Source organism: Lacrimispora brassicae (genome assembly GCF_054772055.1).
This window is the reverse complement of the sequence record NZ_BRYH01000055.1, coordinates 78,605-104,120: the sequence shown is the minus strand read 5'-3', so window position 1 is coordinate 104,120 and position 25,516 is coordinate 78,605. Positions and strand designations below refer to the sequence as shown.

Sequence of the window (25,516 nt, the reverse complement as noted above, 5' to 3'; positions counted from 1 at the left end):
AAATAAACGGGAGCCAATCCTTTACACAAGGAATTGGTTCCCGTTTTCTAATCAGTTTTCCTTAATTTTAACAATCACCTTTTTAATCAAAGCCGGTTCACCGGCGGCTGCCTTAGGCTTATGGCCGTCCCAAGGATTGAAAATCATATATTCTCCAGCCTTTACTACCACTTTTAAGCCTGGATTCTCATTGTCGTAAAATACAACATCTTTTTCTTCGTTATAAGGTACTTTTTCAGCCAGTTCATCGATCAATGCATATGTCATGGTTTCAGAACCGGATATCATATATTGGATATCTGTATAATTATGGTGTGCCTCGTACTTGGCATCCTCCCAAGGAACCGTTGTATACTCTGTTACATTGGCAAAAACGTTGCTGCCGTCAATCTCATACTTGCCTGGCGCCAGGCTCTCCAAATCAGTGTTCTTAAGAAAATCAACTGCTTTTTCGTATCTTCCATCCAGTCCAAGATTTCTGTAAAAATCAAGGTTTTTTGCTGAGTCAAAAATCATAATCCTACTCTCCTTTTATGTATCGCATAGTTTAACAGCAGACTCCAAAGGTACCTGCCAGACACCTATAGTATACACCCAAAGCAGAATATTCTACAATGTTTTTATTTAAAAAATTCATGGTTCCCGTGCTGGAACAAATAGGTCAGATGGGAATCAAACCAGCTTATGGCACCTCTCCTTGAACCTCCCCGGTTCATAAAATACAAGGCTCCATTGGAATAATCCTCTCCTGCCAAAGCACGGTCAACACACTGTTTCGTATCATCTGTCACTTTTACGGAATTAATGCTGCCATTTGATACCGGTGAAAACTGGGAAGGCTCATAAACGACCCCTTTTACCGAATCGGGAAATTCTCCGCTCTTTACACGGTTTATAATCACGTTGGCAACAAGTATCTTTCCCCTGTCATCGCAAATGCCGGCCTCCGCCTGCACGATCCGCTGCAATACCTGATAATCCTCCAGGGATATAGACATGGCCTGAATGGCTTTTTCTTCCTCTGCCTTTCTGGCTGCCTCTTCCGCCGCTTTTCTTGCTTCTTCCGCTTTTCTTGCTTCTTCTGCCCTTTTAGCCGCTTCTTCTGCCTGCCGTTTCGCCTCTTCTTCCAAAGCGATCCGGGCATTAAGACGTTCTATGTCCGCCTTAGATTCTTCCGCCTGCTCCTGCTTCTGAATCACTTCTTTTTCCAGAAAATGACCAGCTAGCTGCTGTGCCTGCATCCGGGATTCTGTAAGCTTTATCTGGCCTTTTGCCTGAGCAACGGTTTCTTCCTTAACTTCTTCCTGATCCGTGACGTCTTCTGATTCCGGCGTTTCCGCAAATGCCGTTAACGCATTTCTGCCGCCGCTTCCAAATCCTGCTGAGGTAAATGCCACAACAGTAATAATTGCCGCACCCGCCATGAAAACTGCGGAAGAACGATACATCCGCTTTGTGACCTTAAGGGTCATCCCTCTGAAAAATTGACTAATCTGCTGAAGGATAGAGCGTAGTGTAAGCATACATACACCTCTTTCTCTTATATCACTTGCCTGGGCCGGGGACTCACTCCACAGCCGTTTCCTGGTGACGTCCGTAATTATAGAAGAAGCCTGCTAAAAAAGTCAATGGTCATTTAACATTTTTGTGATATTTTAAATTTATTTTTTTTACCATCCTTTTTGTTTTATGCACTTTATACTAACAAATCTTAGATTTCATTAAAATAATTATAATATTTATATATTCATATTTTACAATATTGTTACATTTATGTTAATTATTCAGTTCCGATCAGATGGCCTGTCCCCATCTTTTTTTGTTTTATGTAAACTAATCCTGCATTAAGGGGGCAAATCTGCCCTTTACATAGTCAACCAGAGACAGTGGAGAAAGGACGATCTGCTGGCCTCTTAATCCTCCGCTGACGACAATTTCCGAATAAGAACGGGCCGATTCCTCGATAAACGTAGGAAATTGTTTTTTCATGCCGACGGGAGAACAGCCTCCCCGAATGTATCCGGTGATCCCCTGCAGATCCTTCATTGAAATCATTTCTACCTTCTTATCTCCGGCAGCCTTCGCCACTTTTTTCAAATCCAGTTCTCCATCCACCGGAATGCAACAGACCAGATATCCCATTTTTTCACCTTTTAATACAAGAGTTTTAAATACACTTCCATGATCCGCCCCCATCATATCCGCTGCGTGGCTGCCGGATAAATCCTGCTCATCTACTTCATACTCCCTGGTGGTATATTCAATCTTTGCCTTGTCAAGCATGCGCATTGCATTTGTCTTTACCATATCAATCAGCTCCTTGAATTTTTTCTAATTATAATACGCCTTTCTCTGATTGGCAATGCCGGCAGCTAAGATAAACATGCTTTGCGAACTTTTCTTAGCTGCCGTGGCATTGGCCCAATGAGTGTGCAAGCAAATTCGTTCGGCTCATTGCCCCCACAAACAAAAAATCCGCAACTGCCGGATGGAATCTCTGGCAATTACGGACGTATTTTCCATGGGAAAATCAGTTACTTCTTCTTATTTATATATGGAAATAATCCTCCTGCTGAAATGATTCCCTGCATAAAGGGAGGAAATGCCTGTCCCTGGAAGGATTCGCCGGTAGTATTGTCGGTAATGATGCCGCTGTCAAAATCCACCTCAACCTCATCTCCTGCCTGAATGGCCCTGGCAGCTTCCGGACATTCTATAATAGGAAGGCCAATGTTAATGGCATTCCGGTAGAAAATCCTGGCAAATGTCTCAGCAATGACGCAGCTCACTCCGGCGCACTTGATCACCAGGGGGGCGTGCTCTCTGGAAGAACCGCATCCAAAGTTTTTATTTGCGACAATAATGTCTCCTTTTTTCACATTGGTTACAAAACCCTTGTCAATATCTTCCATGCAATGCTTTGCCAGCTCATTTCCATCTGTGATATTCAAATATCTTGCCGGAATGATAACATCCGTATCCACATTATCTCCGTATTTAAAAACAGATCCACATGCCTTCATATTATATACCTCCTATAATCCCAGTTCATCCGGCGCAGATATATGGCCGGTAATAGCGCTGGCAGCAGCCACTGCAGGACTGGCCAGATATACCTCTGAGTCCACGTGTCCCATCCGTCCGACAAAATTCCGGTTGGTTGTGGAGATACAGCGCTCTCCTGCCGCCAGGATTCCCATATAGCCGCCAAGGCAGGGACCGCAGGTTGGTGTGCTGACTATAGCTCCTGCTTCGATAAAAATCTCTAAAAGTCCTTCCCTCATGGACTGCAGATAGATTTCCTGGGTAGCGGGGATCACAATGCAGCGGACATTTTTTGCCACTTTCTGCCCTTTCATGACGGCAGCAGCTATGCGCATATCGTCAAGCCTGCCGTTGGTACAGGAGCCGATCACCGACTGGTCCACTTTGATCTCGTCAAAGGTTCCTATGGTCCTGGTATTTTCAGGAAGGTGAGGAAAGGAAACCGTAGGCTCTAATTTGGACAAGTCAATGGTATAAACTGCCTCATACTCTGCATCCTCGTCTGCCTCATAAATTTTGTAATCACGTTTTGAATGATCCTTCATGTACTGGATCGCTAAGTCATCCACCGGGAAAATACCGTTTTTCCCGCCTGCTTCAATGGCCATGTTGCAAATGGTAAAACGGTCATCCATGGATAAGTTTCTGATGCCTTCCCCATAAAATTCCATGGATTTATATAAGGCACCGTCTACACCGATCATGCCTATGATATGCAGAATGACATCCTTGCCGCCGACCCATTTGGAGGGCTTTCCTACCAGCTCAAATTTTATTGCAGAAGGCACCTTGAACCAGGCTTTTCCAGTCACCATGCCTGCCGCCATATCTGTGCTGCCGACACCGGTGGAAAAAGCGCCCAGCGCTCCATAGGTACACGTATGGGAATCTGCTCCAATAACTGCGTCTCCTGCAACCACCAGACCCTTTTCCGGAAGAAGGGCATGCTCAATTCCCATTTGTCCTACGTCGAAATAATTGGTAATTTCGTGTCTGCTGGCAAAATCACGGCAGCATTTGCAGTTTTCTGCGGATTTAATATCCTTATTAGGAATAAAATGGTCCATGACCAAAGCGATCTTATCTTTATGAAAGACCGTTTCCTTATTAAACTTCTCCATTTCCTTAATGGCAACCGGAGATGTGATATCATTTCCCAATACCAGATCCAGTTCCGCTTCAATCAATTGTCCTGCTTTCACCTGGGAAAGCCCTGCATGGGCTGCCAAAATTTTCTGAGTCATCGTCATTCCCATTTCCGCGTCCTCCTGTTAATTTATCACTATTACAGTTCAGCCATGCCATTCATAGTTTGGCGGGCTGAACTGTAATCATTTTCCTGCTTTACATTCTAACATACTTATTGATATAATAGAAATACATAATATGAATATTTAATATAATAGTTAGTTATAAGATGAAAGGAAACCTTATTATGGATCAAAACCTTTCCCAGTATAAGATTTTTTATGAAGTTGCAAAAGCCGGAAATATTTCAAAGGCTGCAAAGGAGCTTTACATCAGCCAGCCTGCCATCAGCAAATCCATCAGCAAGCTGGAGGACTGTCTGGAGGTGGCTTTGTTTACGAGAAATTCAAGAGGCGTCCAGCTTACCGATGAGGGAAAGCTTCTATATAATCATACAAAGGCTGCCTTTGAAGAATTGAACCGGGGGGAACTGGAACTGAAGCGGGTTAAGGATTTCAACATCGGGCACTTAAAAATCGGTGTCAGCAATACCCTTTGCAAGTATATCCTTCTTCCTTATTTAAAGGGGTTCATTGAGAAGTATCCTCATATTAAGATCACCATTGAAAGCCAGTCCACTTCCCATACGATCACCATGCTGGAACAGCAGCGGATCGATCTGGGTCTCATTGCAGAGCCTACCAACCGCCGTCCCCTTTTGTTTAAGCCGGTTATGGACATCCAGGATATTTTTGTGACTACCAGATCCTATCTGGATAACCTGTATTTGAGGGAAGGCCCGGATGCAGACCTTTTCCAGACAGGAAATATTCTTCTTTTGGATAAAAAAAACATAACCAGAAAATACATTGATGAATATCTCAATGAAAACCAGATAGTACCAAACCAGCTTTTGGAGGTCACCACCATGGATCTGCTGATTGAGTTTGCTAAAATCGGCCTGGGTATCGGATGTGTGATCAAGGAATTTGTCCAGGAGGAACTGGACCGGGGCGATTTGATCCAGATACCCATGGAATCGTCCATCAGGAAGAGAACCATTGGGTTCGCTTATCACCCCGGCGGAGCTTCCACAGCTATGGAGAATTTTTTTGACGCCATGAGAGGAGCCGGGATTCAGACTTGAGAAATTGAAAAAAGCCAGGAAAAAGACTTACCTTTTTCCTGGCTTCTTCTATTTTACAGGCATACTGCCTGCAGCATAAATCTTAGTTATCGATCAGCTTTCCGCCGTCGTTCCAGCTATAAAGCTTACGAAGCTCGCTTCCTACCTTTTCTAACTGGTGAGAAGCCTCTTTCTTTCTGACTGCATTAAAGTGAGAGCAGCCTACCTGGTTCTCAAGCAGCCAGTCCTTGGCAAAGATTCCATTCTGAATATCTGCAAGAACCTGCTTCATTGCCTTCTTTGTCTCATCGGTAATGATCTTTGGTCCTGTGATGTAATCACCGTATTCAGCAGTATTGGAAACGGAATATCTCATGCCGGCAAAACCGCTTTCAAAAATCAAGTCTACGATCAGCTTCATCTCATGGATACATTCAAAATAAGCATTCTCAGGAGCATAGCCTGCTTCTACCAGAGTTTCAAAGCCAGCCTTCATCAGTGCACATACACCACCACACAATACGGCCTGCTCGCCGAAAAGATCTGTCTCTGTCTCATCCTTGAAGGTTGTCTCCAGCACGCCGGCTCTTGCGCCGCCTAAAGCCAATGCATAAGCAAGGGCCTTGTCCTTTGCCTTGCCTGTGTAATCCTGATGAACGGCAACCAGACATGGTGTTCCTCTGCCTACCAGATATTCATTTCTTACGGTATGGCCTGGAGCCTTTGGTGCGATCATGGTAACATCAACATTCTTTGGAGGAATGACCTGTCCAAAATGAACAGCAAAGCCATGGGCAAACATGAGCATGTCCCCATCCTTTAAATTAGGCTCTACGGATTCCTTGTACATAGCTGACTGCTTCTCATCGTTAATCAGAATCATAATGATATCAGCCTTTTTTGCAGCCTCTGCTGCTGTATAAACGCTTAATCCCTGTGCTTCTGCTTTTGCCCAGGAACTGCTTCCCTCATAAAGTCCTACAATAACATCGCATCCGGACTCCTTTAAATTAAGCGCATGGGCATGGCCCTGGCTGCCGTATCCAATAACTGCAATGGTTTTACCCTCCAATAAGGATAAATTGCAATCTTCCTGATAGTAAATCTTTGCCATCTTTTATTTCCTCCTCATATACTGACTCTTGATATATTTTTGTTAAAGGAATCCTGCCGACGACTCACTGTCCGCCTTTGACAATACCTCTAGCTTACAAATCCAGACTGCCTATGGCAGATAACGAATGTCGTCAGAGCCTCTGGCAAGACCTGTAAGGCCGGTTCTCGCAAGCTCTAAAATTTCGTAATCTTCAAGCAGGTTAATAAGTGCATCAAGCTTGGACTGGTCTCCTGTCAGCATGACAGTCACAGAATCCTTGCCAACATCCACAATGGTGGCCCTGAAAATTTCTGCTATGGCACTGATCGCCTGGCGCTCACTGGCATTGGCATGCACTTTAATCAGAATAAGTTCTCTGTAAACAGAACGGCCCGGCTTTAATTCTTTGATATCCCTTACATCTTCCAGCTTTCTCAACTGTTTTTCAATCTGGTCTAATATCTCCTCATCGCCTGTGGACACCACTGTCATTCTGGAATATCTCTCATCCGCAGTCACACCTACCGTTAGGCTTTCAATATTATAGCCACGGCGGCTGAACAGTCCGGCCACACGGCTTAAAACGCCGGAGGTGTTATCAACCAACAATGATAATACGATTCTTTCCATCCTTATCCCTGCCTTTTTGTATAGTAATTTAAATGATAACAATCCATCATCTATTTGTCAACTAAATAATAGGAATGTGTATTATAATTTGAAGTTATATCTGAAAAGGCCGCTATTCAAAAGGCTGCGTCTTTCCCTTACGCAGCCGGTCACGGATCTCCTGTTTCTGCACAGCCATGGGCCTTCTCTCTACCAGATTCTTAATGGCTTCATTCATGTACTCTACCTCCTGTCAGATGTAAAATCTTCTTACTATTATATCATGATTGGGAGGAATGCATGATATAGCCCCGGTTTCAGTTTGCAAAGCAAACAATTTCATTATGAAACTGTGCACATCACCGGTATAATAAACGTTTTATGCTTATTATATCACAGGAAGGAAAACCTACAAGCACCCCCGGTCATTTTCTTGAGATTCACGCTCCGGCAATGGATTTACATGTACCATACAATGCTTTACATCAGGAAAATGCTTCTCAATGGATAAATGCACGTTCTCCGCAATTTCATGGGATTCCACAAGAACCAGATCTCCCTCTGCAGCAATTTCAATATCCACATACACCTTATCTCCGAACATCCTGGTCCTGATGTCATCAATCTGTTTCACTCCCATGACTGCCATGGCAGATTCCTTCATTTTCCGGACTGTTTCATCATCACAGGCTTTATCCACCATTTTATCCATGGCATCCCGAAAAACATCAACGGCAGCCTTACCGATAAAGACACAGATCACCACGCTGGCCACAGAGTCCAGAACCGGATAGCCAAGCCTTGCTCCGGCAATGCCGATCATAGCTCCCACAGAAGACAAGGCGTCGGAGCGGTGATGCCAGGCGTCTGCCATGACTGCTCCTGAATGTATCTTCTTTGCCGCCGCTCTTGTGTACCAATACATCCATTCCTTTACAACAATGGACAAAACCGCAGCAAACAGCGCCAACAGTCCCGGTATGACGGCTTCTTCCCCGTTTCCGGCCACGATCTTCCTGACTCCGCTCATACCGATCACAATTCCTGTAGCCATGAGCATGGCTGACAGAATGATGGCTGCTACGCATTCCATGCGGTCATGACCGTAAGGATGCTCCTTATCAGACTTTTTACCGGCTATGTTCACCCCTATGATGACCACTATGGTACTTAATACATCAGATGCCGAATGCACCGCATCGGAAATCATTGCTCCGGAATGAGCCAGGACACCGGCTGCCAGCTTAAACACCGAAAGAAACAAATTGATCATAATGGTGACCATTGATACGTGCATGGCAATGCCTCTTGGATCTCTTTCCTTTTCCCTTTTTAAAATCCGTTCCATAACAGTTACCCCCATTAAATAAGATAGCCCTATGGCACCTGCGTTGAATCCCCAATCTGTGTATTTTCATATTTCGTGACACAAAAAATGCACCTGTGGAACAATACGAGTAAACTACTGTCCCACAGATGCATGAAAGTCATCCGTTGTCGCGCTCGGCAACCCGGCCCTATAGCTTAAATCAGCTATCGCCTGTTCAGTTTGTACTGTAGATTTATGCAGTGCAAAGAGTGTCTCTACATCTTATAAAAATAGAGCCAGATTGTCAATACTACTTTTAAGGTTTTACCCATCAGGCTTCTCTTATATTATATGTAACCCATGGCTTAAGATGTTACAGATTCACCGGATACTCGATAATATAATATTCATACCCATTTACCACCGTTGTACAGCCATACTGGTCTTCCCTCTTAAAGGTTTTTCCATAATTGGCATGGACGTGTCCATGGAGAAAGTATTTGGGAGAATACTTGTCCATCAGTGCCTTAAAACAGGAAAATCCCTGATGAGGCAGGTCCGGCAGATCGTTGAGCTGATAAGCCGGAGCATGGGTAACAAGAATATCAAAGCCTTTGTTCTTTTTAAGCTTCCACCACATTTTTTTGATTCTCCGCTCCATCCCCCGTTCCGTGTACTGGTTGGACGAGCCTGGAATGTATTCCATGGAACCGCCCAGCCCCATAATCCGGACTCCCCGGAAGGTCACGATATCATCTTCAATACAGGTGCAGCCCTCAGGAGGGCATTCCTCATACCTGCAATCATGATTTCCCCGGACATAGTAGACCGGGGCATGGGAAAACGTGGCAAAAAATGCAAGGTAATTCGCCCTCAAGTCTCCGCAGGAAATAATCAAATCAATGTCCTTTAGTTTTTCCGGTGTATAATATTCATAGAGTGATTTTGACTCATGGTCAGACAGTACCAGAATTTTCACGCTGTTCCTCCATATCCATGTTTTCGTATATTGTCTGTCCCTGAAGGCGTACCAGAGACCGTGCTTCTTCCGTAAGCTCGTCAAATGACGGAATCTGCCCCACCACATTCTCTGTCAGCCAGTTCATGGTGGTTATATCCTCAGGAGCAAGGCTGAAATGTTCCTCGCACTGGAGGTGTCCGTCCTGGGAATAAATGATTCCCTCAAAAGGCTGGAAGCTTCCTGTCCGTATGGAATTCCTTAGAAATGCAATCAGCCGGCTTGTGCCATGAGGCAGATTTTGGGAACAAATGACATCGATCACGTCTGCCGACATGCCCCACCAATAATTAATGGCCTGCTTTCCTTTCATTTCTTTCCTGTCAAAATCCCCATGGCATATGATGTTGACGATTCTTTCATAAAACTTTCCCCAATGCCAGATGGGAGTCGCCAGATTTTTAAGACTTCCGTCAGGATTCTTCTGGTAAAGTCCGTATTCTCTGGTGGGTGTCTGAGGAGTTATCATGTCATCTCCGGAAATAAAGGCAACCCCCTCTTTTTCAAGCTCTTCATGGGCATCCCGTTCCTTCACCCTTGACCATTCTAAGTATATCTTGGCATATGGATTGATCATCCTTGCTCCCAGGGCGAATGCATTAATATTGGCAATGGTTCCGTAAATGGGATAATCGGCAATATATCCGATCTTCTCATTCTGGGACATGGAAGCCGCCAAAGCTCCCATAAGGAATTTTGATTCATACATCCTTCCGTAATAGGTGCAGATGGAAGAATAGGACATATTAACGGAACAATTGAAAACCTTTACCTCCGGATGGTCAATTGCTGCTTTCACGCATAAACTGATCATTTGAGAGGCAGTGGTAAATATCACGTTGCACCGGGCTGTGATTGCCAGTTCAATGGCATTGGCAATTTCAGGCTCGGAATCTGCGTTAAAAAACGCTACTGTTTGTATGGCGCCGTCAAAAGCCTGTTCCAGGTGCATCCGGCCCAGTTCGTGGCCATAAGTCCAGCTTGAGGTTTCCGCTGTTTTCGCATGGATAAATGCGATCTTCAGCATCTGCGGTTCAATGGTCTGGAAGGGACGCAGCCAGTTAATGAGCTTAAGAGGACTATTATCCGATGCTTCTTCTATTTCTTCCGGCTGTTCAACCAAAGCAATCTTATTGCCTCTGGAGGACAGAAGAAGTTCATCCTTTATCTTTACCAGATCCTTTTTAATCCGCCCTTCGATCCGGTCCTTTACCTCATCATATCCCAGCAACTCCACATAAACCAAAAAGGCATCGGAACACGTCATATCATAATCATCGCCGCCAAAGGCATGGAATGCCTTGGAAAAACGGTCATAGGCGGACTTGAATACGATCCGGTCATCTTCGCTCCAGGGCTCTCCCGGATTCTTATTCATGACCTTGATCAGCCTGTCATAGCTTCCTTCCTTGCTGAACCAGATGTCGCAGTTAAAGGAAACCTGGTAAAAATCCAGGAATTCATAATAAAGCTTGTTATCCAAATCATCGGTCCTCTTTGGAATCAGCCGTGTAACGGAGGCCGAAATACTGAAAGCACCTACATATTTTAAAACACTGACCCTTTTATTGCCTTCCTGAACATAATACTGGTTCATAAATTCATAGGCTGCAATCGGATCGTGGATCCCCTCTTCAATCTGATGGTCATACAAATACGCCCATTTCGCCCCAAATTCTGATTTTTCCGACAAAAGAGGCATGAAATTACTGGCAAAAGCGCTGGTTCGACCCTCGGTTTTCGTGCCTACCACCTTTTCCAGGGGAATATCCATGATTCCCAGATTCACTTCTGAAACAATATCCGTATAGGACAGTATCTGATCCAGAACCGGCAGATACGGATATTCACCCTTTGATACGGAAGCCTGATATTGTCTGCGCCCCCGCCTTAATGCCCCTACATAATCATATAATGCCATCCGCTTTTCCTCCATCCTTTTCTAAGGCTATTTTAGCATTAAAGCAGCATTCTGTACAGATTGTTTAGGAAGCTTAAAGTGTCTCAGTTAAAGATTCTTCACCTTAAAATCTCTTTCCAGTTCTCTTTTCTGATCCTTTTTAGCAATGTCATCTCTCTTATCGTATAGCTTTTTACCTCTGGCAAGGCCGATTTCCACCTTTACCAGGCTGCCTTTAAAATATACCTGGAGAGGAACCAGAGTATACCCCTTCTGAGTGATCTTCCCATCCAGCTTTCCGATCTCTGCCCTGTGAAGCAGCAGCTTTCTGACCCTTAAGGGATCCTTGTTAAAGATATTCCCTTTTTCATATGGGCTGATGTTCATGCCGCAGACATAAACCTCTCCTTTGTCGATCCGGACAAAGGATTCCTTGACGCTGCATTTGCCCATACGGATGGACTTTACTTCTGTTCCGGCCAGCTCAATGCCGGCCTCGTATTTTTCATCAATAAAATAATCGTGATATGCCTTTTTGTTGTTGGCAATCAGTTTAAAACTTTCTTTCCCCATTTCATTCCTCCCACTATTGTATTTAAATTATGATACTACAATGTTTATGTCAAGTAAAGGTCCAATAATAGAATTGGAATAAGCATAACAGTATAATTATCATATCAAGATTCCCTATTTAATAGGTGCATTAAATAAATAATTGTTATTATACTAAAAAGGGTAATCTATTATCAATGATTACCCTTAGTAAATATTTACTAAATTTTTAAAAGCTCACTAACCTTCTTCACGGCTTCTGAACGGCTAACCCCTGCCATATCTTTATAGTACATGGTTGCCTGAATCATTGTTTTTGAATTAAAATTGTTTACAATATAGTTATCAATTCCATTGAACTCAGGTTTATAGATCGGCGGATAAACTCCGTTCTTAGCATTGTTAATCACTTTAATCCACTCGACATGATACCCGGGGCAGGGAAAATTGATTTGAGATGGAATTTCACCATAAACGATTGCAAAGCTTTTAGAAAATTCAACAAGTTTTTTTACCCATCTTAATTCATACACAGTTACCCTTCCTTTTTTATCTGCAAATAATAATTTATCTTTTTTTAATTGCAGTTTACCGGCTGTAAAATCCCTATTTACAGGAGATTCAAAATATACATAGTCACTTATAGTCTTATTAATCCGCTCTATACCGTCACGTGCATCCTGCTTCTCAATATCAGCATCTAATACCTGATTATAATAGTCCAATGCCATTTCATATTCACATTCAGATTCATATTCCTTAGCGCGTAAAAGTAAATTATCAATATCTGTTCCATTTATATTGAACGTAGCATTTTCTACATTTAAATTTCCATTTACGCTTATATTATAATTATTGATAGCTTGCTCCACTATGTAGGCAGAATTACAAAACGGACATATGGCTGCTTGCTGATTGGCATCCACTTCAAGAGCGGCACCACAACTGGTACATTTTGCAGGTATTAGTTTAGCCTTTGAAAATGCCTCCCCCTTATCTAATCTATCAGCATTCCCCATATCTAGTGAAGTCCCGCAGTTCATACAAAATTTTGCACCATCCGGTAATTGTGTGCCGCAGTTCATACAAAACATAGTTATTCCCTCTCAATCATATATTTATAGATTCCTTAATCTGTTTTAAATTTCAATTGTGCTATATAATTATAAAACACAATTCAAAAAAATAAAAGAGATTATTCTATATAAATACAATTCTTGCCTAAATTATAAAATAAGATCGTCAGTAAAAATCATCTCATTATTTATAACTGTAATTGAGAAAAAAGAACTACTATCATTAACATACTGATAGATAGTAGTTCTTTAAACAATGGCTTTATTAAAATTAAAACATCAATCTGTTTTAAGCCTAATGGTAACAAATTTTTCTTATTATTCCTCATCAAGACTCTTAGCCGGAATAAAGTCGATAGTACGCAAAAGCTTATCCGTACCCGCCACCATAACCCGGATAGGCTGACCAAGTTTAAACGTTTTCCTTGTCATTTCACCTACCAGTTCATAGTGCTCTTCATCAAAATGATAATAATCATCCTGAAGCTGATTGACATGAATCAATCCTTCCACAGTATTGGGAAGCTCCACATAAAGTCCCCAGTTGGTCACACCGGAGATCACTCCGTCAAATTCTTCTCCAATATGTCTTGCCATATATTCACACTTTTTAAGCTTAATGGTCTCCCGCTCGGCTTCATCGGCCCTCCGCTCCATGGCAGAGGATTGGACAGATACCTGCCCGAGGATCTTATCGTAATGGATGACCCGCCTCTCATTCAAGCCAGACCTTAAGTTCTCCTTAATGATACGGTGGATCTGTAAATCCGGATACCTTCTGATTGGAGAGGTAAAGTGGGTATAATATTTGGCCGCCAGACCAAAATGCCCGGTATTTGCCACCGTATATTTGGCCTGCTTCATGGAACGCAGAGCCAGACGGCTGATTAAGGCTTCCTCCGGCGTATCCTCTGCATTGGCAAGCAGCTTCTGAACCTCCTTGGGGTAAACCTCCCCGTTATGGAAGCGGATGGAATATCCAAAATTGTTAATTAACGTAGCAAGGCTCTTCATCCTCTCCGGATCCGGATTGTCATGGGTACGGTAAAGGAACGGGATCTCCTGCCAGAAATAATCCTCTGCTACTGTTTCATTTGCCATGAGCATGAAATCCTCAATGATTTTAGTAGCCGCATTTCTCTCATAAGGCTTGATCTCCAAGGGCTTTCCCCGTTCATCAAGAATCACCTTTGTCTCCGGGAAATCAAAATCAATGGATCCCCTCTTTTTTCTCTTCTCCCGCAGGATATCAGCCAGTTCCTTCATCTGTTCAAACATGGGAACAAAGGCCTCGTATTCTTTTATCACCGACTCATCCCGTTCGGTTACGACGGCGTTCACTGCCGTATAGGTCATTCTCCGGTCCACATTTATAACGGTTTCCGCGATCCTGTGACCCAGTACGCTGCCGTTTTCATCAATGTCCATGATACAGCTTAAGGACAGACGGTCCTCTCCCTGATTGAGGGAACAGATTCCGTTTGACAGTTTATGAGGCAGCATGGGAATTACCCGGTCCACCAGATAAACGCTGGTCCCCCGCCTTAAGGCTTCTTCATCCAAAGGACTGTTTTCTGTTACATAATTGGTAACATCCGCAATGTGGACGCCTAAGGTATAGACTCCGTCTTTTTTTGATATGGTAATGGCATCGTCAAGATCCTTTGCATCTTCCCCGTCAATGGTTACTGTCTGCAAATCTCTTAAATCCAGGCGTCCCTGCATATCTTTTCCGGTAATCTCATCCGGCACTGCTGCCACCTGTTTCATCACGCTGTCGGGAAATTCCTCAGGAAGCCCGTATGCCCTTACAATCGAAAGGATATCGATTCCCGGGTCATTGACATGGCCAAGGATTTCCGTTATGATCCCTTCCGGCTTGCGTCCCGGCCCGCCGAAATCCGTAACCTTAACCACCACCTTGTGACCGGTCATGGCACCCATATCCTTGCCCTGAGGAACGAAAACATCCTTTGAAAGCTTCTGGTTATCCGGGATGACGAAACCAAAATTCTTATTTTTCTGAAAATATCCTATGATCTGCTCATTGGCATGTTCCAGTACCTTGACCACATGACCTTCCGCCCTTTTTCCATTTCCCGGCTTTGATTCGGCGGATACCATCACAGTGTCCCCGTGAAGTGCGCCGCCTGTTTTATCTTCCGGAATATAAATATCCTGAGCCAGTCCTTCCACCGAAACAAAACCAAAGCCCTTGGGATGGCCGAAAAACACTCCGGCTATGGAACCCAGATCAGGCTTTCCGTATTTTCCTTTTTGTGATACGCCAATCTTTCCTTCTGCCAAAAGCGCATCCAGCACCTCTTTTAAATCTTCCCTCTGCTCCTTTGGAACGTCAAAGAGCACTGCCAGTTCCTTTAATTTCATAGGAACATAGGTAGGGTCTTCAAGCAACTGGAGAAGCATGGCTTTCCGCTGCATTAACTGTTCTTCTGTCATTGTTTTCCTCTCTTAAATATCATTTTTATCTATTTTTCATTTCATTCTTTTCCTTATTATCTGCACTTTGCCGGGAGGTATTACAAATACTTCCCCATGATGCGAAAAAAACACCCTTGTTACCATACAAGAGTGTTTAATCTTTACAGTATATTCAGATTCAGTACCAGTGCCAGAATGAAAAACAGGACTGCTCCGTATTTTGTGAATTTCTCCAGTTTTCCTTCCATGGAACGGCCTTTATTTTTACCCCAGTAGGTATCTGCCATTCCGCCGATAGAACCCAGGCCCTGACTCTTTCCTTCCTGTAAAAGGATTATTGCTGATAAAGCAACACATATGATAACAAATATGATTGATAAAATAATCCTGATCACGCTTCCCACCTCCTATAGTCAAACACAGGTTATCATACCATAATTTTTCTGAAAATACAATATATTTTTATATTTTTCTGTTCGTTTGTTTCTGTGCCACAGCATCAGGTCCTGCCCTGAGGGTTGTTTCATATAAGGATGTCCATTTCAATTTCCCTCTCCATCTTAAGGATAAGAAGGTTTCATCCCCCCAGGAATTTTCTTAAAATGATTTCTTTCGCAGCCACTATTTCTATATTATAACTTTTTATCCTTGGAGTTATTACGTTCCAGGTAATTTTTTTCTGTTCCCATGCTCCAGTCTCCAGTCTCTCCGAGAATTTTAGAAAGTTTGATTCCTCCTTCTTATTATATATAAAGTTTTAAAGCAAAAATGTTCTTGCAAAGGGTTTTTCAAAAAACAAACAGGTACCTTCAAAAAAACTTCTTGACTTTTTCATCAGGTACCAGTACAATGTATTTAAGGTACCTGATGAAATTAAAATTTAAGGAGGCTTTTATAATGAAAAACCAATATACGGAACTTTACGAAAAACTCTCAACCCTGCAATGGCTCTTGCAGCGCCATCATTTACAGAAACATTCGGAGCATGGCCCCATGGCCGACCCGACCCGCGGGCAAGGCAGGGTTTTGGCAATGCTCAAAATGCAATCTGAAATCAGTACAAAAGACTTGTCTTATCTGCTGGGCATTCGGATACAATCCCTTAATGAGCTTCTTAACAAACTGGAAAAAGGCGGCTACATCACCCGCATTCCTTCAGAAGCAGACAGACGGGTCATGCTGGTGCAGCTCACTGAAAAAGGGAAGAATGAGCAACAGCCCCACCCGGATTTTGGAGATATTTTTAACTGTCTCAGCCAGGAGGAACAAACTGTTTTCGGTGAGTATCTGGACCGCGTCATTGCATCACTTGAAGCCCAGCTTGGGGATGATGAAGATGATGAGAGGTTCGCATGGATGCGCTCTGCCCGTGAGCGGATGGGAAATGAAAGGTTTGAAATGATGTTCATGCGCGGCGGCAGACATCCTTTTGACCGCAGAGAAGACTTTTGCGGTTGGCAGCATGGACGGGCAGAAGATTCCCACGGCCCCAGGCATTTTGAACCGGGCCACGATGATCCAAGGCTCAAGGGACACGGTCCCAATTTCTTTGGCGGGCGAGGTGGCAGCCGGCCTGTGCCTGCGCCGCCCAAAGCTCCTCATGATGATGAAGAATAAATAACATCACGCCACAAACAACAGCAAAGGCGCTGTCTTTCCCAAAAGCTCATTGGCAGCGCCTTTGTTTTTTTACGCCTTTTTTCAGGCAGAAAGGAGTCATTATGTCTTTTATTATACTTTTTATTTACGGCATAAACCATCTCATTCGCACTATCCTGGGTCAGAAAGGAGGGGCTGCCCATACTTAGAATTTTAAAGCGACTGCCTCCGGTGAAGACCGTACTGGCCATTGCATTCCTGCTTGTACAAACGGGATGCACCCTGTATCTCCCTTATCTCATCCAGGCATTGTTCATAAGGGCATTATAGCCGGAGACATGGGTTATATCTGGCGCCAGAGCGGCCTTATGCTGATCTTTACCGTATGCAGCCTGGCCGCTGCACTGCTCAATATGTACATTGCCGGAAATATCGCCTTTAAAATTGGCAGAGAATTAAGGGATGAGATTTTTATAAAGGTTCTTAGCTTTTCCAAAACAGAATATGACAGATTCGGCCCTTCGGCCCTTATCCCCCCAATACCAACGATGTTACACAAGTGCAAACAGTGCTTGAATTGTTCCTTAAATTTATTCATGCATCTTCTGCCCCGAGCCTGCGTTTTACTTCATTCCAGATAAGGGAAAGCCGATCTTCTGCTTCCTCCAGTGTCTTTCCACGCGTCCCTATGTAAATCTTGACCTTTGGTTCTGTCCCCGAGGGCCTGATGCAGATCCAGTTGTCCTCTTCCAACAAGTAATACAGAACATCGGACCTGGGAAGTCCTGTCCGCTCTTTTGTTCCATCTTGCAGCCTGATTTTCCTGCCCTCCCTGTAATCACATAATTCCACGGTTTGAAATCCTCCCACGGACTCTGGCGGATGGCGCCTCATCTCCTCCATCATGCCGTTAATTTCCGCTACCCCCTCTGTTCCCGTCTTCACAATGGTATGGAGGCTTTCCCTGTAACAGCCGTATTTCCTGTAAAGGTTCTCCATCTGGTCCCATAAGGTTAACCCCTGATTTCTATAATACACGGCTGCCTCGCAGAGAGTCATAACAGCACCTACCGCGTCTTTATCCCTTGCATTCGTACCGACGAGGCAGCCATAGCTTTCTTCAAAACCAAAAAGATACTCATAGGTTCCCTGTTCTTCAAAAAGCCTGATCTGTTCTCCAATGTATTTGAAACCAGTCAGAGTCTCTATGAGTGTCACCCCGTATTCACGGCAGACGGCTTTCGCCATTTTTCCGGAAACAATGGTCATCACCACGGCGCCGTTTTCTGGCAGCGTGTGTTTTTCCTTTCTGCGGCTTAAAAGGTATTCACAGATAATCATTCCAGACATATTGCCGGTAAAGGCCACGTATTCCCCGGTTTTTCCATCCTTTGCGTACACCCCCAGACGGTCAGCATCCGGATCAGTGGCCAACACCAGGTCGGCATCCACCTCCCTTGCCAGCGCAAGCGCCATGGCAAACGCCTTCTCATCCTCTGGATTAGGAGATTGGACCGTAGGAAAATCACCGTCCGGCTGTTCCTGTTTCTCCACAACATATACATTTTCAAATCCAAGCTCTTTTAAAATTCTCCTGACCGGCACGTTTCCCGTTCCATGAAGGGGCGTGTATACAATTTTTAAATCCGGCAGGCTTTCTCTTAAAGCTTCAGGCTCCTGAACAAGTCCTTTTAAGGCGTTTATGTAGCGGGCGTCCATCTCCTCGCCGAGGAATCGGAGCAGTCCCACCCATTGGGCTTTTTCCCTATGCATGGTCTTAACACAGGAGAAATCGGTTACCGCCTTCACCTCTTTAAGAATCTCCATATCTCTCGGCCATGTGATCTGGGCTCCATCCGCCCAATAAACCTTATAGCCGTTATATTCCGGCGGGTTATGGCTGGCCGTTACCACAATTCCTGCCATGCAGCCAAGGTCTCTGACAGCAAAAGACAATTCCGGCGTCGGACGCAGGCCATCAAAAAGAAACACACGGACTCCATTGGCGCAGAGGCATAGGGCTGCTTCCATGGCAAACTCTCCGGAATTATGGCGGGAATCATAAGCAATTACCGCCTTTTTCTCACCTTCCTGCTGCTTCATGTAATTGGCCAGCCCCTGGGTAACCTTTCTCACGGTATAGCAGTTCATCCGGTTTAATCCTGCTGCCATCACGCCCCTTAAACCGCCAGTTCCAAACTCCAGTTCCCGGTAAAACCGGTCTCTGATCTCTTCCTCATCGCCGAGTCCCAGAAGCTCCTTTCTCGTCTCCCCGTCAAAATATGCGTCCCGGCACCATTTCCGGTATTCCTTCCTGTAATCACTCATCACATTATTCTCCCTATCTCATAGATGCTCCTGACATACAGCCCCTCCAGTCCGCCGTCAACGATCCGTACCTTTTTTATGCCAGAATCCATATCAAAATAGTTATCGGAAAGAAGCAGATCACCGGCGCTGTTACCAATCTCGACTCCCCTGGCAAAGGCCCCGGCTTTTACAAAGATTTCGTCTCCTTCCGCCCACACGTTCAACTCCGGGTTCCAAAACTCAAAATGTTTGGGCGGCACGAACAGGCTGGAACTGTGGGAAACCAGTGTCTCATCCAGATACAGATCATAAGATAGGTAGCATTCCCTCCCATCTGTTTCTGAAAAGTCCAGACATGGGAATTTTTCCGCCGATAAGGGGGCTGTGTCAGCCTCAAACTTTCCCTGTTTAAGCACATCGGACCGGGAATTCCTCAGGCTCCAGCGGACAGTTCCTTGAAAGGGGTTTCTGGTTTCGTTGGTTACGCAGAAACGGGCAGTGTTTCGGATGGTCCGGTTTTCTTCATTTACATCCATTGACCAGGTTAAAGCCCCCTCTTCCTCACAGGAAAGCAGGATCGGAGCAAAAAACCGTCTGGCGAAATAGTGAAGTGCCTTCCACCTTCCGTCGTAATCGATGGAAGACCAGGAGGCAGCCGGCCAGCAGTCATTTAACTGCCAGTAGACACATCCCATACATCTGCCGCGGTTCCTCCTAAAGTGCTCCACTCCATACCGGACAGCCTCTGCCTGAAGAAGCTGGGATACATAGACAAGGTGGGAAAGCGACTCCGGATACCGGTACATTTGGCTCATATACTGAAGGATTTTTCCATTGGCCCCATTGTTTCTCTGATGCTTTTCCATCACATAGGAGAATATGTTTCTGTCCTCCGGCTCCGTAAAGCTTTCTATTGTCTTAAGGGAAGGAAAGGACTGAAAGCCGAACTCCGAAAGATAGCGGAAATAAAATTTCCGGTATTCCGTGAAAGGCACCCCTCCGTGCCATACCTCCCAGTAATGCACGTCCCCCCGGTCCGGATCATTAGGCGTGTCAAAATCACCGCCGGACGACGGACTGGAAGGCCAGTAAAATGTATCCGGATCATATATTTTCAAAAGTTCCGGTATAATCCTCTCATTCATAATTAAGTATTCCGTCTTCTGAAGAGGCTTCCTGATCCACTGGTTACCGGAGATAAACATCTCCATCTCATTATTTCCGCACCACAGCCCCAGGCAGGCGTGATGGCGGATCCGTTTTACATTGTCACGGATTTCGGCCTTTACGTTCTCCTCAAATTCCGGCGTCAGAGGATAAACAGCACAGGCAAACATAAAATCCTGCCAGACCATAAGCCCCAGCTCGTCACAAAGGTCGTAAAAAAAGTCATCTGGGTAATATCCTCCTCCCCATACCCGGATGATGTTAAAATTGCATTCACGGCAGTGTTCCAATAGTTTTTTCGTCCGTTCCCGGCTGATTCTCCCCCTGATACAGTCTTCCGGAATATAATCGGCCCCCATGGCAAAGATTTCCACTCCGTTGACCTCATGGGCAAACCGGCTTCCGTATTCATCTTTATCCGTGTTCACCCTCATGGTTCTGAGGCCGATTCTTCTGCTCCACGTATCCAGGATCACATCCCCCGCCTTTAAAACCAGCTCCACCAGATAGAGAGGCTGTTCCCCATATCCGTTGGGCCACCAAAGCTTGGGTTGGGGAATTGTCACCGTTTTCGGAGAATCCGGATACACCGTAAGCGTTCCTTCAGGGTCTATAATTCTCACTTCACAGGAGTACATTTCTTCACCGCAAAATGTTTCAACCTCCGGATATACGGAAAGCACCACAGCCTCCTCCACCTGTGACTGTCTGATGTGCACATCACGGATCGCCGCCTTTTTTCCACCCATAAACGCAGCATTGCGGAACAGGCCCCCATCGGGGAGCCTTGGCCCCCAGTCCCAGCCAAAAGAACAATGAGCCTTCCTCAGAAACGGAAAACCCTTCATGGATTCTGGCGCTCCATCATATGGATCTTCTTCATATGCCTTTCGGATAAAGGGCAGGGGCGAATGGAGCAGAACCCGGATTTTATTTTCCGCCTTAACCAGGGGCTTTACCGGGTATTGCCAGGTCCGGTGCATGTTATCCGCCCGTCCCAGGTAATGCCCATTCAGCCAGATATCTGCCAGCGTATCGATCCCTTCGAACCGAAGCCAGACCATGTCCCACTCTGCAGCCTCTTTTTCCAGAGTTACGGTAAGGCTGTATTCATAATCTGCTTCCATCATGGCAAGGGCCTGATCCTCCCGGTCCCTCCAGTAAGGATCTTCCATCGCTCCATATTCCAGCCAGGTTTCGTAAACGGTTCCAGGAACTTTCGTATCAAAACACTCTCCGGAAGAACAATTTCTAAGCTTCCAGCCGTTCTCTAACTTCTGTATTATCATTAATATCCATTCCTTTCACATTCTCTCAAAGCACAAAATGTTATCCGCTTACAGAACTGCCTCAAAGTTTCCAATATCCAGTGAGGAAACTTCCCCTGTCTTATCTTCCAGAATCACGCAACTTCCCCCAGGAAGCAGTACACGATTTTCCGGCCCCCATTTCATATTTTTCTCGGAAGCCAGAATCAGCCGAAAACCGCACTCCACAGGTATGCCGACTTCCTTGTCCGAAAAATTGATGACGGCCGTGATCCTCTGTTTCCCCAGGGTTCTTTCTATTTCCATCACTTCCGGTGCCAATTCCCGCAGGCACATTTCTCCAGATACCAGTTCTTCTTTTCTCTTCCTTATATTAATCAGGCTTCTGACATAGTTCCAAATAGAAGAAGGCGCTTTCATCTGCCTTGCGGCTTCTTCCCAGTCCATGGGATTTCGCGAGACGTCCCTGGACTTTTCGTTCAGAACCTTTATTGCTTCGGTTTCGCTCTTCCCTCTCTTTATAGCTATTTCATACGCCAAAATTCCCTGAACATCCTTTGCCTCTTCTATGGATGACAGAATCTGGCTTTTCAATCCCAGCTCATCTCCAAAATACAGGAAGGGAATTCCTTTACAGGTCATCATCAGGGTCAGAAGACATTTCACCTTACCTTCTGAAAAGGAAAAACGATCGGGAAAACGCCTCATATCATGGCTGCCGAAAAACACCGTGGGACTCTCAGACGGACCGTACAGAGCCTGCATCCGCCTCATTTCCTCCAAAATCTCTCCAAACCGGAACTGTTCCCTGCTCCCCAAGTTAAAATTAAAGGTTGTATCCAGTCCATCCAATAGAGTATAGGAATGGATCCGCTCCAGTTGGTCACTGCTGATTTCTCCAACCAGAAACACGTCCGGCTTTTTCTCCCGGACCTGCCTGCAGATTTGAGCAAGCACCTCATATATGCCTGGCTGATTCACGTCGTTTACATGGAGCTGCCCACCATTTCCCGCGGCAGGATTGTTCTCCATGGTTTCGGACACCGACAGATTATTGATGACGTCAAACCGAAACCCATCGATCCCTGTTTCCAGCCAAAAGTCAAGAATCCGGTATACAGCTTCCTTTACCTGGGGATTTCTCCAGTTTAAATCCGCCTGTTCCCTGGCAAAAGAATGATAATAATACTGCCCGGAATTCCGGTCATACTCCCATGCGCTCCCTCCGAAAAAGGATTCCCAGTTGTTAGGCTCCCTTCCCTCTAAAGGGTCCTTCCAGATATACCAGTCTCTTTTCAGACTGTCCCTGGACAAAGATGCCTCTGAAAACCACGGGTGCCTGGTGGACGTATGGTTCAGCACCATATCGGCTATGACCTTGATCCCCAGCTTATGCGCCTCCGCCACCAGCCGTTTGAAATCCTCTATTGTCCCGTAATCCGGGTCCACATTGCAATAATCCGAGACGTCATATCCGTTATCCACTTTGGGAGAGGGATAAAAAGGAGTGAGCCATATTCCGCCCACTCCCAGTTTTTTTAAATATGGCAGCTTTGAGATGATTCCCGGAATATCACCCACTCCATCCCTGTTGCCATCACAGAAGGACATCATATAAATCTCATAAAAAACGGTATGTCTCCACCACTGAATCATCTATTTTAACTCCCCCACAGAATCTCTTTCAATAAGCTGGACATCCAACACCAGCTTTTCCACCTTTTCCTTTGGCTTTTCCATGGATTTTAACAGACATTCCATGGCCTTCTTCCCCATCAGCACTTTATCCACCCTCATGGTGGTAATCCGCGGGGCAACCATATTGCTCAGCTCAATGTCGTCAAAGCCCACGATGCTGATATCATCCGGAACCTTCAGTCCCCATTGGGACAGGGCCTTGCACAGGAGAATGGCCATTTTGTCGTTGGAACAGATCAGGGCGTCCGGCTGTTCCTCAAGTGTCTGATAGAACGCCGCCAGACTGGCTGCGTCCTGATTGATGACCGCATCCTCTACCTTACTTAAGACAGAATACCTTCTGATGTAGGAAATCCCCTCCTCAAAAGAAGGGTAATCCAGGTACTGCTGCATCGCCTCCTGATAGCCCCAGAAACGTTCCCTGATACTGGGCGTATATTTTAAATCACCGAAAAAACCGATCTTCTTAAACCCCTTATCCAGCAGGTATTTCGTCAGCTTATAGGCACCGGCCACATTGTTGGTCATCACACAGTCAGTAGGCGTTTCCACGGACTCGTGGTCCAGTAAAAGAACCGGTATGGCATAGCCCTTCAGCCTCTTTAAGTACTCTTCGTCGATCTTTCCTACCACAATCAGCCCGGAAACCTTGTGCTGCTCCACACAGGCGGGTATTTCATGGTTTTTTTCAAAGGAATTAATAAATAAGTCGTACCCTGCTTTCTTTGCCGCCTCCTCCAGTCCAAGAAGAATTCTTCCGTAGAACTGCATATCTTTAAAGAAACGGTCTTCCAGAAGGATACAAATATTTTTATTAGAATAGGATGCCGTATATTTTGCGCTCTGGTCTAAATACCCGGTCTCCTCAGCGGCGTTTAAAACAAGCCTCCTCGTCTCATCACTGACACCGGCCCGGTCATTTAATGCGAGGGAAACGGCATTGATGGAAAGATCCAGTCTTTTCGCTATATCCTTCATGGTAACCCGCTTCTTCATATCACATTTCACCTTTCATCCTTTAAAGCGTTTTCATCTCGGCCAACAGATCGTTGACGAAAAAATCTGCCCGGCATATCTTATCATCCGCGGCTCCATAGTAAATGGATACGATTCCATTCTCCACCAAGCAGCCACAGGTAAAGACCACGTTTCCAAAGAATCCATCTGTCTCATAAACAGCCTCGGGCTCCAGAATGGGCTTCGCCGTCTTCGCCAGGACCCTGGAAGGGTCTTTTTCATCCAGAAGGAATGCACCCAGGCAGTAACGGTTATTTCTGTCGGCGGCGTGGTAGATCTTCACCCAGCCCTTTTCTGTCTTAAAGGGGACCGCACCTCCGCCAATCCGGCCATTATCCCAACCGTCCTCATGGGAAATTCCGCAGAAATGCTTCTGGCGGCCCCAATGGATCATATCCGGCGATTCTGCAAGCCACATTTCCGGGTTGCCGATCCCACCAGGAACCGGGCGGTTGAATGCTATGTACATCCCGCTTATTTTTTCAGGAAAGATCGTCACATCCTTATTCTCAGGTGCAAAAATTATCCCATGGCGTTCATACTGTTTAAAATCTTTTGTACTGATCAGGGAAGTGGAAGCACCGTTTTCCGTTACGGAAGTATAATTGATGTAATAGGTGTCTCCGATCTGCGTAATTCTTGGATCTTCCATGCCCCAGCTTTCTTCCTCTGAACTGGGAAATACAAATGGGGTATCCTCGATGGTGAAATGAACGCCATCCTTTGATCTCGCCACCCGCAGATGGGACAGCGACGTTAAGTACACAGTTCTCTTTCCCTGCGTTGTCATCTTATTGATGGTCCTGGAATCCGTAAAATCCAAGTCCGGGTATTCCGCCTTGTTCATACGAACCACGGTGATCTCATCCTTTCCCCTGACCTTCTTTACAACAGGAACCAGAACCTCGCCCTCACTGGCTCCACGGACGGATTCCGCCACTCTGCACAGCAGAATCACCTCATCCTCATATCTTGCAACACCGCAGTTGAACACCCCTTCTACCTTAAAATCTTCCCGGCTGGGCTTTACTATTTCCGGGGACAGAAGGGGATTTTCGGCACATCTTTTTACTTCCAACATGTTATTTCTCCTATT

Annotated in this window: 22 protein-coding genes and 1 riboswitch; of the genes, 2 read left to right on the top strand and 20 right to left on the bottom strand. The window is 45.2% G+C overall.

The features are described 5' to 3' along the window. Nucleotides 1-51: 51 nt before the first annotated feature. The 5 genes from ACYVD3_RS24685 to leuC all read right to left on the bottom strand — a co-directional run bounded on the left by ACYVD3_RS24685 (nt 52) and on the right by leuC (nt 4,301). The gene (locus ACYVD3_RS24685; RefSeq protein WP_460645154.1) at nt 52-516 is read right to left on the bottom strand and encodes a NanQ anomerase/TabA/YiaL family protein; all 465 of its coding nucleotides are present in this window, start codon (nt 514-516) and stop codon (nt 52-54) included. Between the two features lie 104 nt (nt 517-620). After that, nucleotides 621-1,523, bottom strand: coding sequence for a cell wall hydrolase (locus ACYVD3_RS24680; RefSeq protein ID WP_460645153.1), 903 nt, complete (start codon nt 1,521-1,523; stop codon nt 621-623). Between the two features lie 310 nt (nt 1,524-1,833). After that, nucleotides 1,834-2,307: a Cys-tRNA(Pro) deacylase gene (gene ybaK, locus ACYVD3_RS24675; RefSeq protein ID WP_460645152.1), complete on the bottom strand. Its 474-nt coding sequence runs from the start codon at nt 2,305-2,307 to the stop codon at nt 1,834-1,836. A gap of 227 nt (nt 2,308-2,534) precedes the next feature. Then, nucleotides 2,535-3,023, bottom strand: coding sequence for a 3-isopropylmalate dehydratase small subunit (leuD, locus tag ACYVD3_RS24670; RefSeq protein WP_460645151.1), 489 nt, complete (start codon nt 3,021-3,023; stop codon nt 2,535-2,537). Between the two features lie 12 nt (nt 3,024-3,035). Then, the gene (gene leuC / locus ACYVD3_RS24665) at nt 3,036-4,301 is read right to left on the bottom strand and encodes a 3-isopropylmalate dehydratase large subunit (RefSeq protein ID WP_460645150.1); all 1,266 of its coding nucleotides are present in this window, start codon (nt 4,299-4,301) and stop codon (nt 3,036-3,038) included. Nucleotides 4,302-4,480: 179 nt separating this feature from the next. Between leuC and ACYVD3_RS24660 the strand changes: the two genes are divergently transcribed. Then, nucleotides 4,481-5,380 carry a LysR family transcriptional regulator gene (locus ACYVD3_RS24660; RefSeq protein ID WP_460645149.1) on the top strand — a complete coding sequence of 300 codons (900 nt, stop codon included), beginning with the start codon at nt 4,481-4,483 and terminating at the stop codon, nt 5,378-5,380. 82 nt (nt 5,381-5,462) lie between these two features. Here the strand turns inward: ACYVD3_RS24660 and ilvC are convergent, their stop codons facing one another. From ilvC to secG, 9 genes are all read right to left on the bottom strand, one after another. Then, nucleotides 5,463-6,473 (bottom strand): ketol-acid reductoisomerase, encoded by a 1,011-nt coding sequence (gene ilvC, locus ACYVD3_RS24655; protein WP_460645148.1) that lies wholly within the window; start codon nt 6,471-6,473, stop codon nt 5,463-5,465. Nucleotides 6,474-6,584: 111 nt separating this feature from the next. Further along, complete coding sequence (gene ilvN / locus ACYVD3_RS24650; protein WP_460645147.1) at nt 6,585-7,085, bottom strand: acetolactate synthase small subunit; 501 nt, start codon at nt 7,083-7,085, stop codon at nt 6,585-6,587. Nucleotides 7,086-7,473: 388 nt separating this feature from the next. Continuing rightward, entirely contained in the window at nt 7,474-8,412 is a 939-nt protein-coding gene (locus ACYVD3_RS24645; protein WP_460645146.1) for a cation diffusion facilitator family transporter, read from the bottom strand. Between the two features lie 115 nt (nt 8,413-8,527). Next, nucleotides 8,528-8,622: riboswitch (NiCo riboswitch) on the bottom strand. 124 nt (nt 8,623-8,746) lie between these two features. Further along, nucleotides 8,747-9,352 carry a metallophosphoesterase family protein gene (locus tag ACYVD3_RS24640; RefSeq protein ID WP_460645145.1) on the bottom strand — a complete coding sequence of 202 codons (606 nt, stop codon included), beginning with the start codon at nt 9,350-9,352 and terminating at the stop codon, nt 8,747-8,749. Continuing rightward, complete coding sequence (locus ACYVD3_RS24635) at nt 9,330-11,312, bottom strand: BMP family ABC transporter substrate-binding protein (RefSeq protein WP_460645144.1); 1,983 nt, start codon at nt 11,310-11,312, stop codon at nt 9,330-9,332. Before ACYVD3_RS24635 ends, ACYVD3_RS24640 begins: the two co-directional genes overlap by 23 nt. Before the next feature lie 87 nt (nt 11,313-11,399). Beyond that, the gene (gene smpB / locus ACYVD3_RS24630; RefSeq protein WP_460645143.1) at nt 11,400-11,864 is read right to left on the bottom strand and encodes an SsrA-binding protein SmpB; all 465 of its coding nucleotides are present in this window, start codon (nt 11,862-11,864) and stop codon (nt 11,400-11,402) included. Between the two features lie 200 nt (nt 11,865-12,064). Beyond that, complete coding sequence (locus ACYVD3_RS24625; RefSeq protein WP_460645142.1) at nt 12,065-12,937, bottom strand: zinc ribbon domain-containing protein; 873 nt, start codon at nt 12,935-12,937, stop codon at nt 12,065-12,067. 300 nt (nt 12,938-13,237) lie between these two features. Next, complete coding sequence (gene rnr / locus ACYVD3_RS24620; RefSeq protein WP_460645225.1) at nt 13,238-15,346, bottom strand: ribonuclease R; 2,109 nt, start codon at nt 15,344-15,346, stop codon at nt 13,238-13,240. A gap of 176 nt (nt 15,347-15,522) precedes the next feature. Beyond that, a complete protein-coding gene (secG, locus tag ACYVD3_RS24615; protein ID WP_013272878.1) occupies nt 15,523-15,756 on the bottom strand; it encodes a preprotein translocase subunit SecG in 234 nt (77 codons plus the stop codon). Between the two features lie 502 nt (nt 15,757-16,258). On the opposite strand from secG, the gene ACYVD3_RS24610 reads away from it, so the two are divergent. Beyond that, entirely contained in the window at nt 16,259-16,978 is a 720-nt protein-coding gene (locus ACYVD3_RS24610; RefSeq protein ID WP_460645141.1) for a MarR family winged helix-turn-helix transcriptional regulator, read from the top strand. A gap of 325 nt (nt 16,979-17,303) precedes the next feature. Here ACYVD3_RS24610 and ACYVD3_RS24605 read toward each other — a convergent pair whose 3' ends face one another. Genes ACYVD3_RS24605 through ACYVD3_RS24580 form a run of 6 tightly spaced genes read right to left on the bottom strand, consistent with a single transcriptional unit; the run spans nt 17,304 to nt 25,501 of the window. Then, complete coding sequence (locus tag ACYVD3_RS24605; RefSeq protein WP_460645140.1) at nt 17,304-17,558, bottom strand: hypothetical protein; 255 nt, start codon at nt 17,556-17,558, stop codon at nt 17,304-17,306. Continuing rightward, nucleotides 17,555-19,288: a phospho-sugar mutase gene (locus ACYVD3_RS24600; RefSeq protein ID WP_460645139.1), complete on the bottom strand. Its 1,734-nt coding sequence runs from the start codon at nt 19,286-19,288 to the stop codon at nt 17,555-17,557. Before ACYVD3_RS24600 ends, ACYVD3_RS24605 begins: the two co-directional genes overlap by 4 nt. After that, the gene (locus ACYVD3_RS24595; protein WP_460645138.1) at nt 19,288-21,726 is read right to left on the bottom strand and encodes a beta-mannosidase; all 2,439 of its coding nucleotides are present in this window, start codon (nt 21,724-21,726) and stop codon (nt 19,288-19,290) included. The genes ACYVD3_RS24600 and ACYVD3_RS24595 overlap by 1 nt, the downstream gene beginning before the upstream one ends. A 48-nt stretch (nt 21,727-21,774) precedes the next feature. Continuing rightward, nucleotides 21,775-23,361 carry an alpha-amylase family glycosyl hydrolase gene (locus ACYVD3_RS24590; RefSeq protein ID WP_460645137.1) on the bottom strand — a complete coding sequence of 529 codons (1,587 nt, stop codon included), beginning with the start codon at nt 23,359-23,361 and terminating at the stop codon, nt 21,775-21,777. Next, on the bottom strand, nt 23,362-24,399 hold the full coding sequence (locus ACYVD3_RS24585; protein ID WP_460645136.1) for a LacI family DNA-binding transcriptional regulator: 1,038 nt from the start codon (nt 24,397-24,399) through the stop codon (nt 23,362-23,364). It abuts the gene before it with no gap. Nucleotides 24,400-24,421: 22 nt separating this feature from the next. Continuing rightward, nucleotides 24,422-25,501, bottom strand: coding sequence for a glycoside hydrolase family 130 protein (locus tag ACYVD3_RS24580; protein WP_460645135.1), 1,080 nt, complete (start codon nt 25,499-25,501; stop codon nt 24,422-24,424). Nucleotides 25,502-25,516 lie beyond the last annotated feature (15 nt).

Coding starts and splice junctions, on each gene's coding strand:
- ACYVD3_RS24635 (WP_460645144.1), bottom strand. CDS start 11,312: ATGGCATTATATGATTATGTAGGGGCATTAAGGCGGGGGCGCAGACAA.
- ilvN (WP_460645147.1), bottom strand. CDS start 7,085: ATGGAAAGAATCGTATTATCATTGTTGGTTGATAACACCTCCGGCGTT.
- ACYVD3_RS24660 (WP_460645149.1), top strand. CDS start 4,481: ATGGATCAAAACCTTTCCCAGTATAAGATTTTTTATGAAGTTGCAAAA.
- ACYVD3_RS24585 (WP_460645136.1), bottom strand. CDS start 24,399: ATGAAGAAGCGGGTTACCATGAAGGATATAGCGAAAAGACTGGATCTT.
- ACYVD3_RS24580 (WP_460645135.1), bottom strand. CDS start 25,501: ATGTTGGAAGTAAAAAGATGTGCCGAAAATCCCCTTCTGTCCCCGGAA.
- leuD (WP_460645151.1), bottom strand. CDS start 3,023: ATGAAGGCATGTGGATCTGTTTTTAAATACGGAGATAATGTGGATACG.
- ACYVD3_RS24625 (WP_460645142.1), bottom strand. CDS start 12,937: ATGTTTTGTATGAACTGCGGCACACAATTACCGGATGGTGCAAAATTT.
- ACYVD3_RS24685 (WP_460645154.1), bottom strand. CDS start 516: ATGATTTTTGACTCAGCAAAAAACCTTGATTTTTACAGAAATCTTGGA.
- ACYVD3_RS24645 (WP_460645146.1), bottom strand. CDS start 8,412: ATGGAACGGATTTTAAAAAGGGAAAAGGAAAGAGATCCAAGAGGCATT.
- ybaK (WP_460645152.1), bottom strand. CDS start 2,307: ATGGTAAAGACAAATGCAATGCGCATGCTTGACAAGGCAAAGATTGAA.
- ilvC (WP_460645148.1), bottom strand. CDS start 6,473: ATGGCAAAGATTTACTATCAGGAAGATTGCAATTTATCCTTATTGGAG.
- ACYVD3_RS24610 (WP_460645141.1), top strand. CDS start 16,259: ATGAAAAACCAATATACGGAACTTTACGAAAAACTCTCAACCCTGCAA.
- ACYVD3_RS24605 (WP_460645140.1), bottom strand. CDS start 17,558: ATGAATAAATTTAAGGAACAATTCAAGCACTGTTTGCACTTGTGTAAC.
- rnr (WP_460645225.1), bottom strand. CDS start 15,346: ATGCTTCTCCAGTTGCTTGAAGACCCTACCTATGTTCCTATGAAATTA.
- smpB (WP_460645143.1), bottom strand. CDS start 11,864: ATGGGGAAAGAAAGTTTTAAACTGATTGCCAACAACAAAAAGGCATAT.
- leuC (WP_460645150.1), bottom strand. CDS start 4,301: ATGGGAATGACGATGACTCAGAAAATTTTGGCAGCCCATGCAGGGCTT.
- ACYVD3_RS24590 (WP_460645137.1), bottom strand. CDS start 23,361: ATGATTCAGTGGTGGAGACATACCGTTTTTTATGAGATTTATATGATG.
- ACYVD3_RS24600 (WP_460645139.1), bottom strand. CDS start 19,288: ATGAGTGATTACAGGAAGGAATACCGGAAATGGTGCCGGGACGCATAT.
- ACYVD3_RS24680 (WP_460645153.1), bottom strand. CDS start 1,523: ATGCTTACACTACGCTCTATCCTTCAGCAGATTAGTCAATTTTTCAGA.
- ACYVD3_RS24595 (WP_460645138.1), bottom strand. CDS start 21,726: ATGATAATACAGAAGTTAGAGAACGGCTGGAAGCTTAGAAATTGTTCT.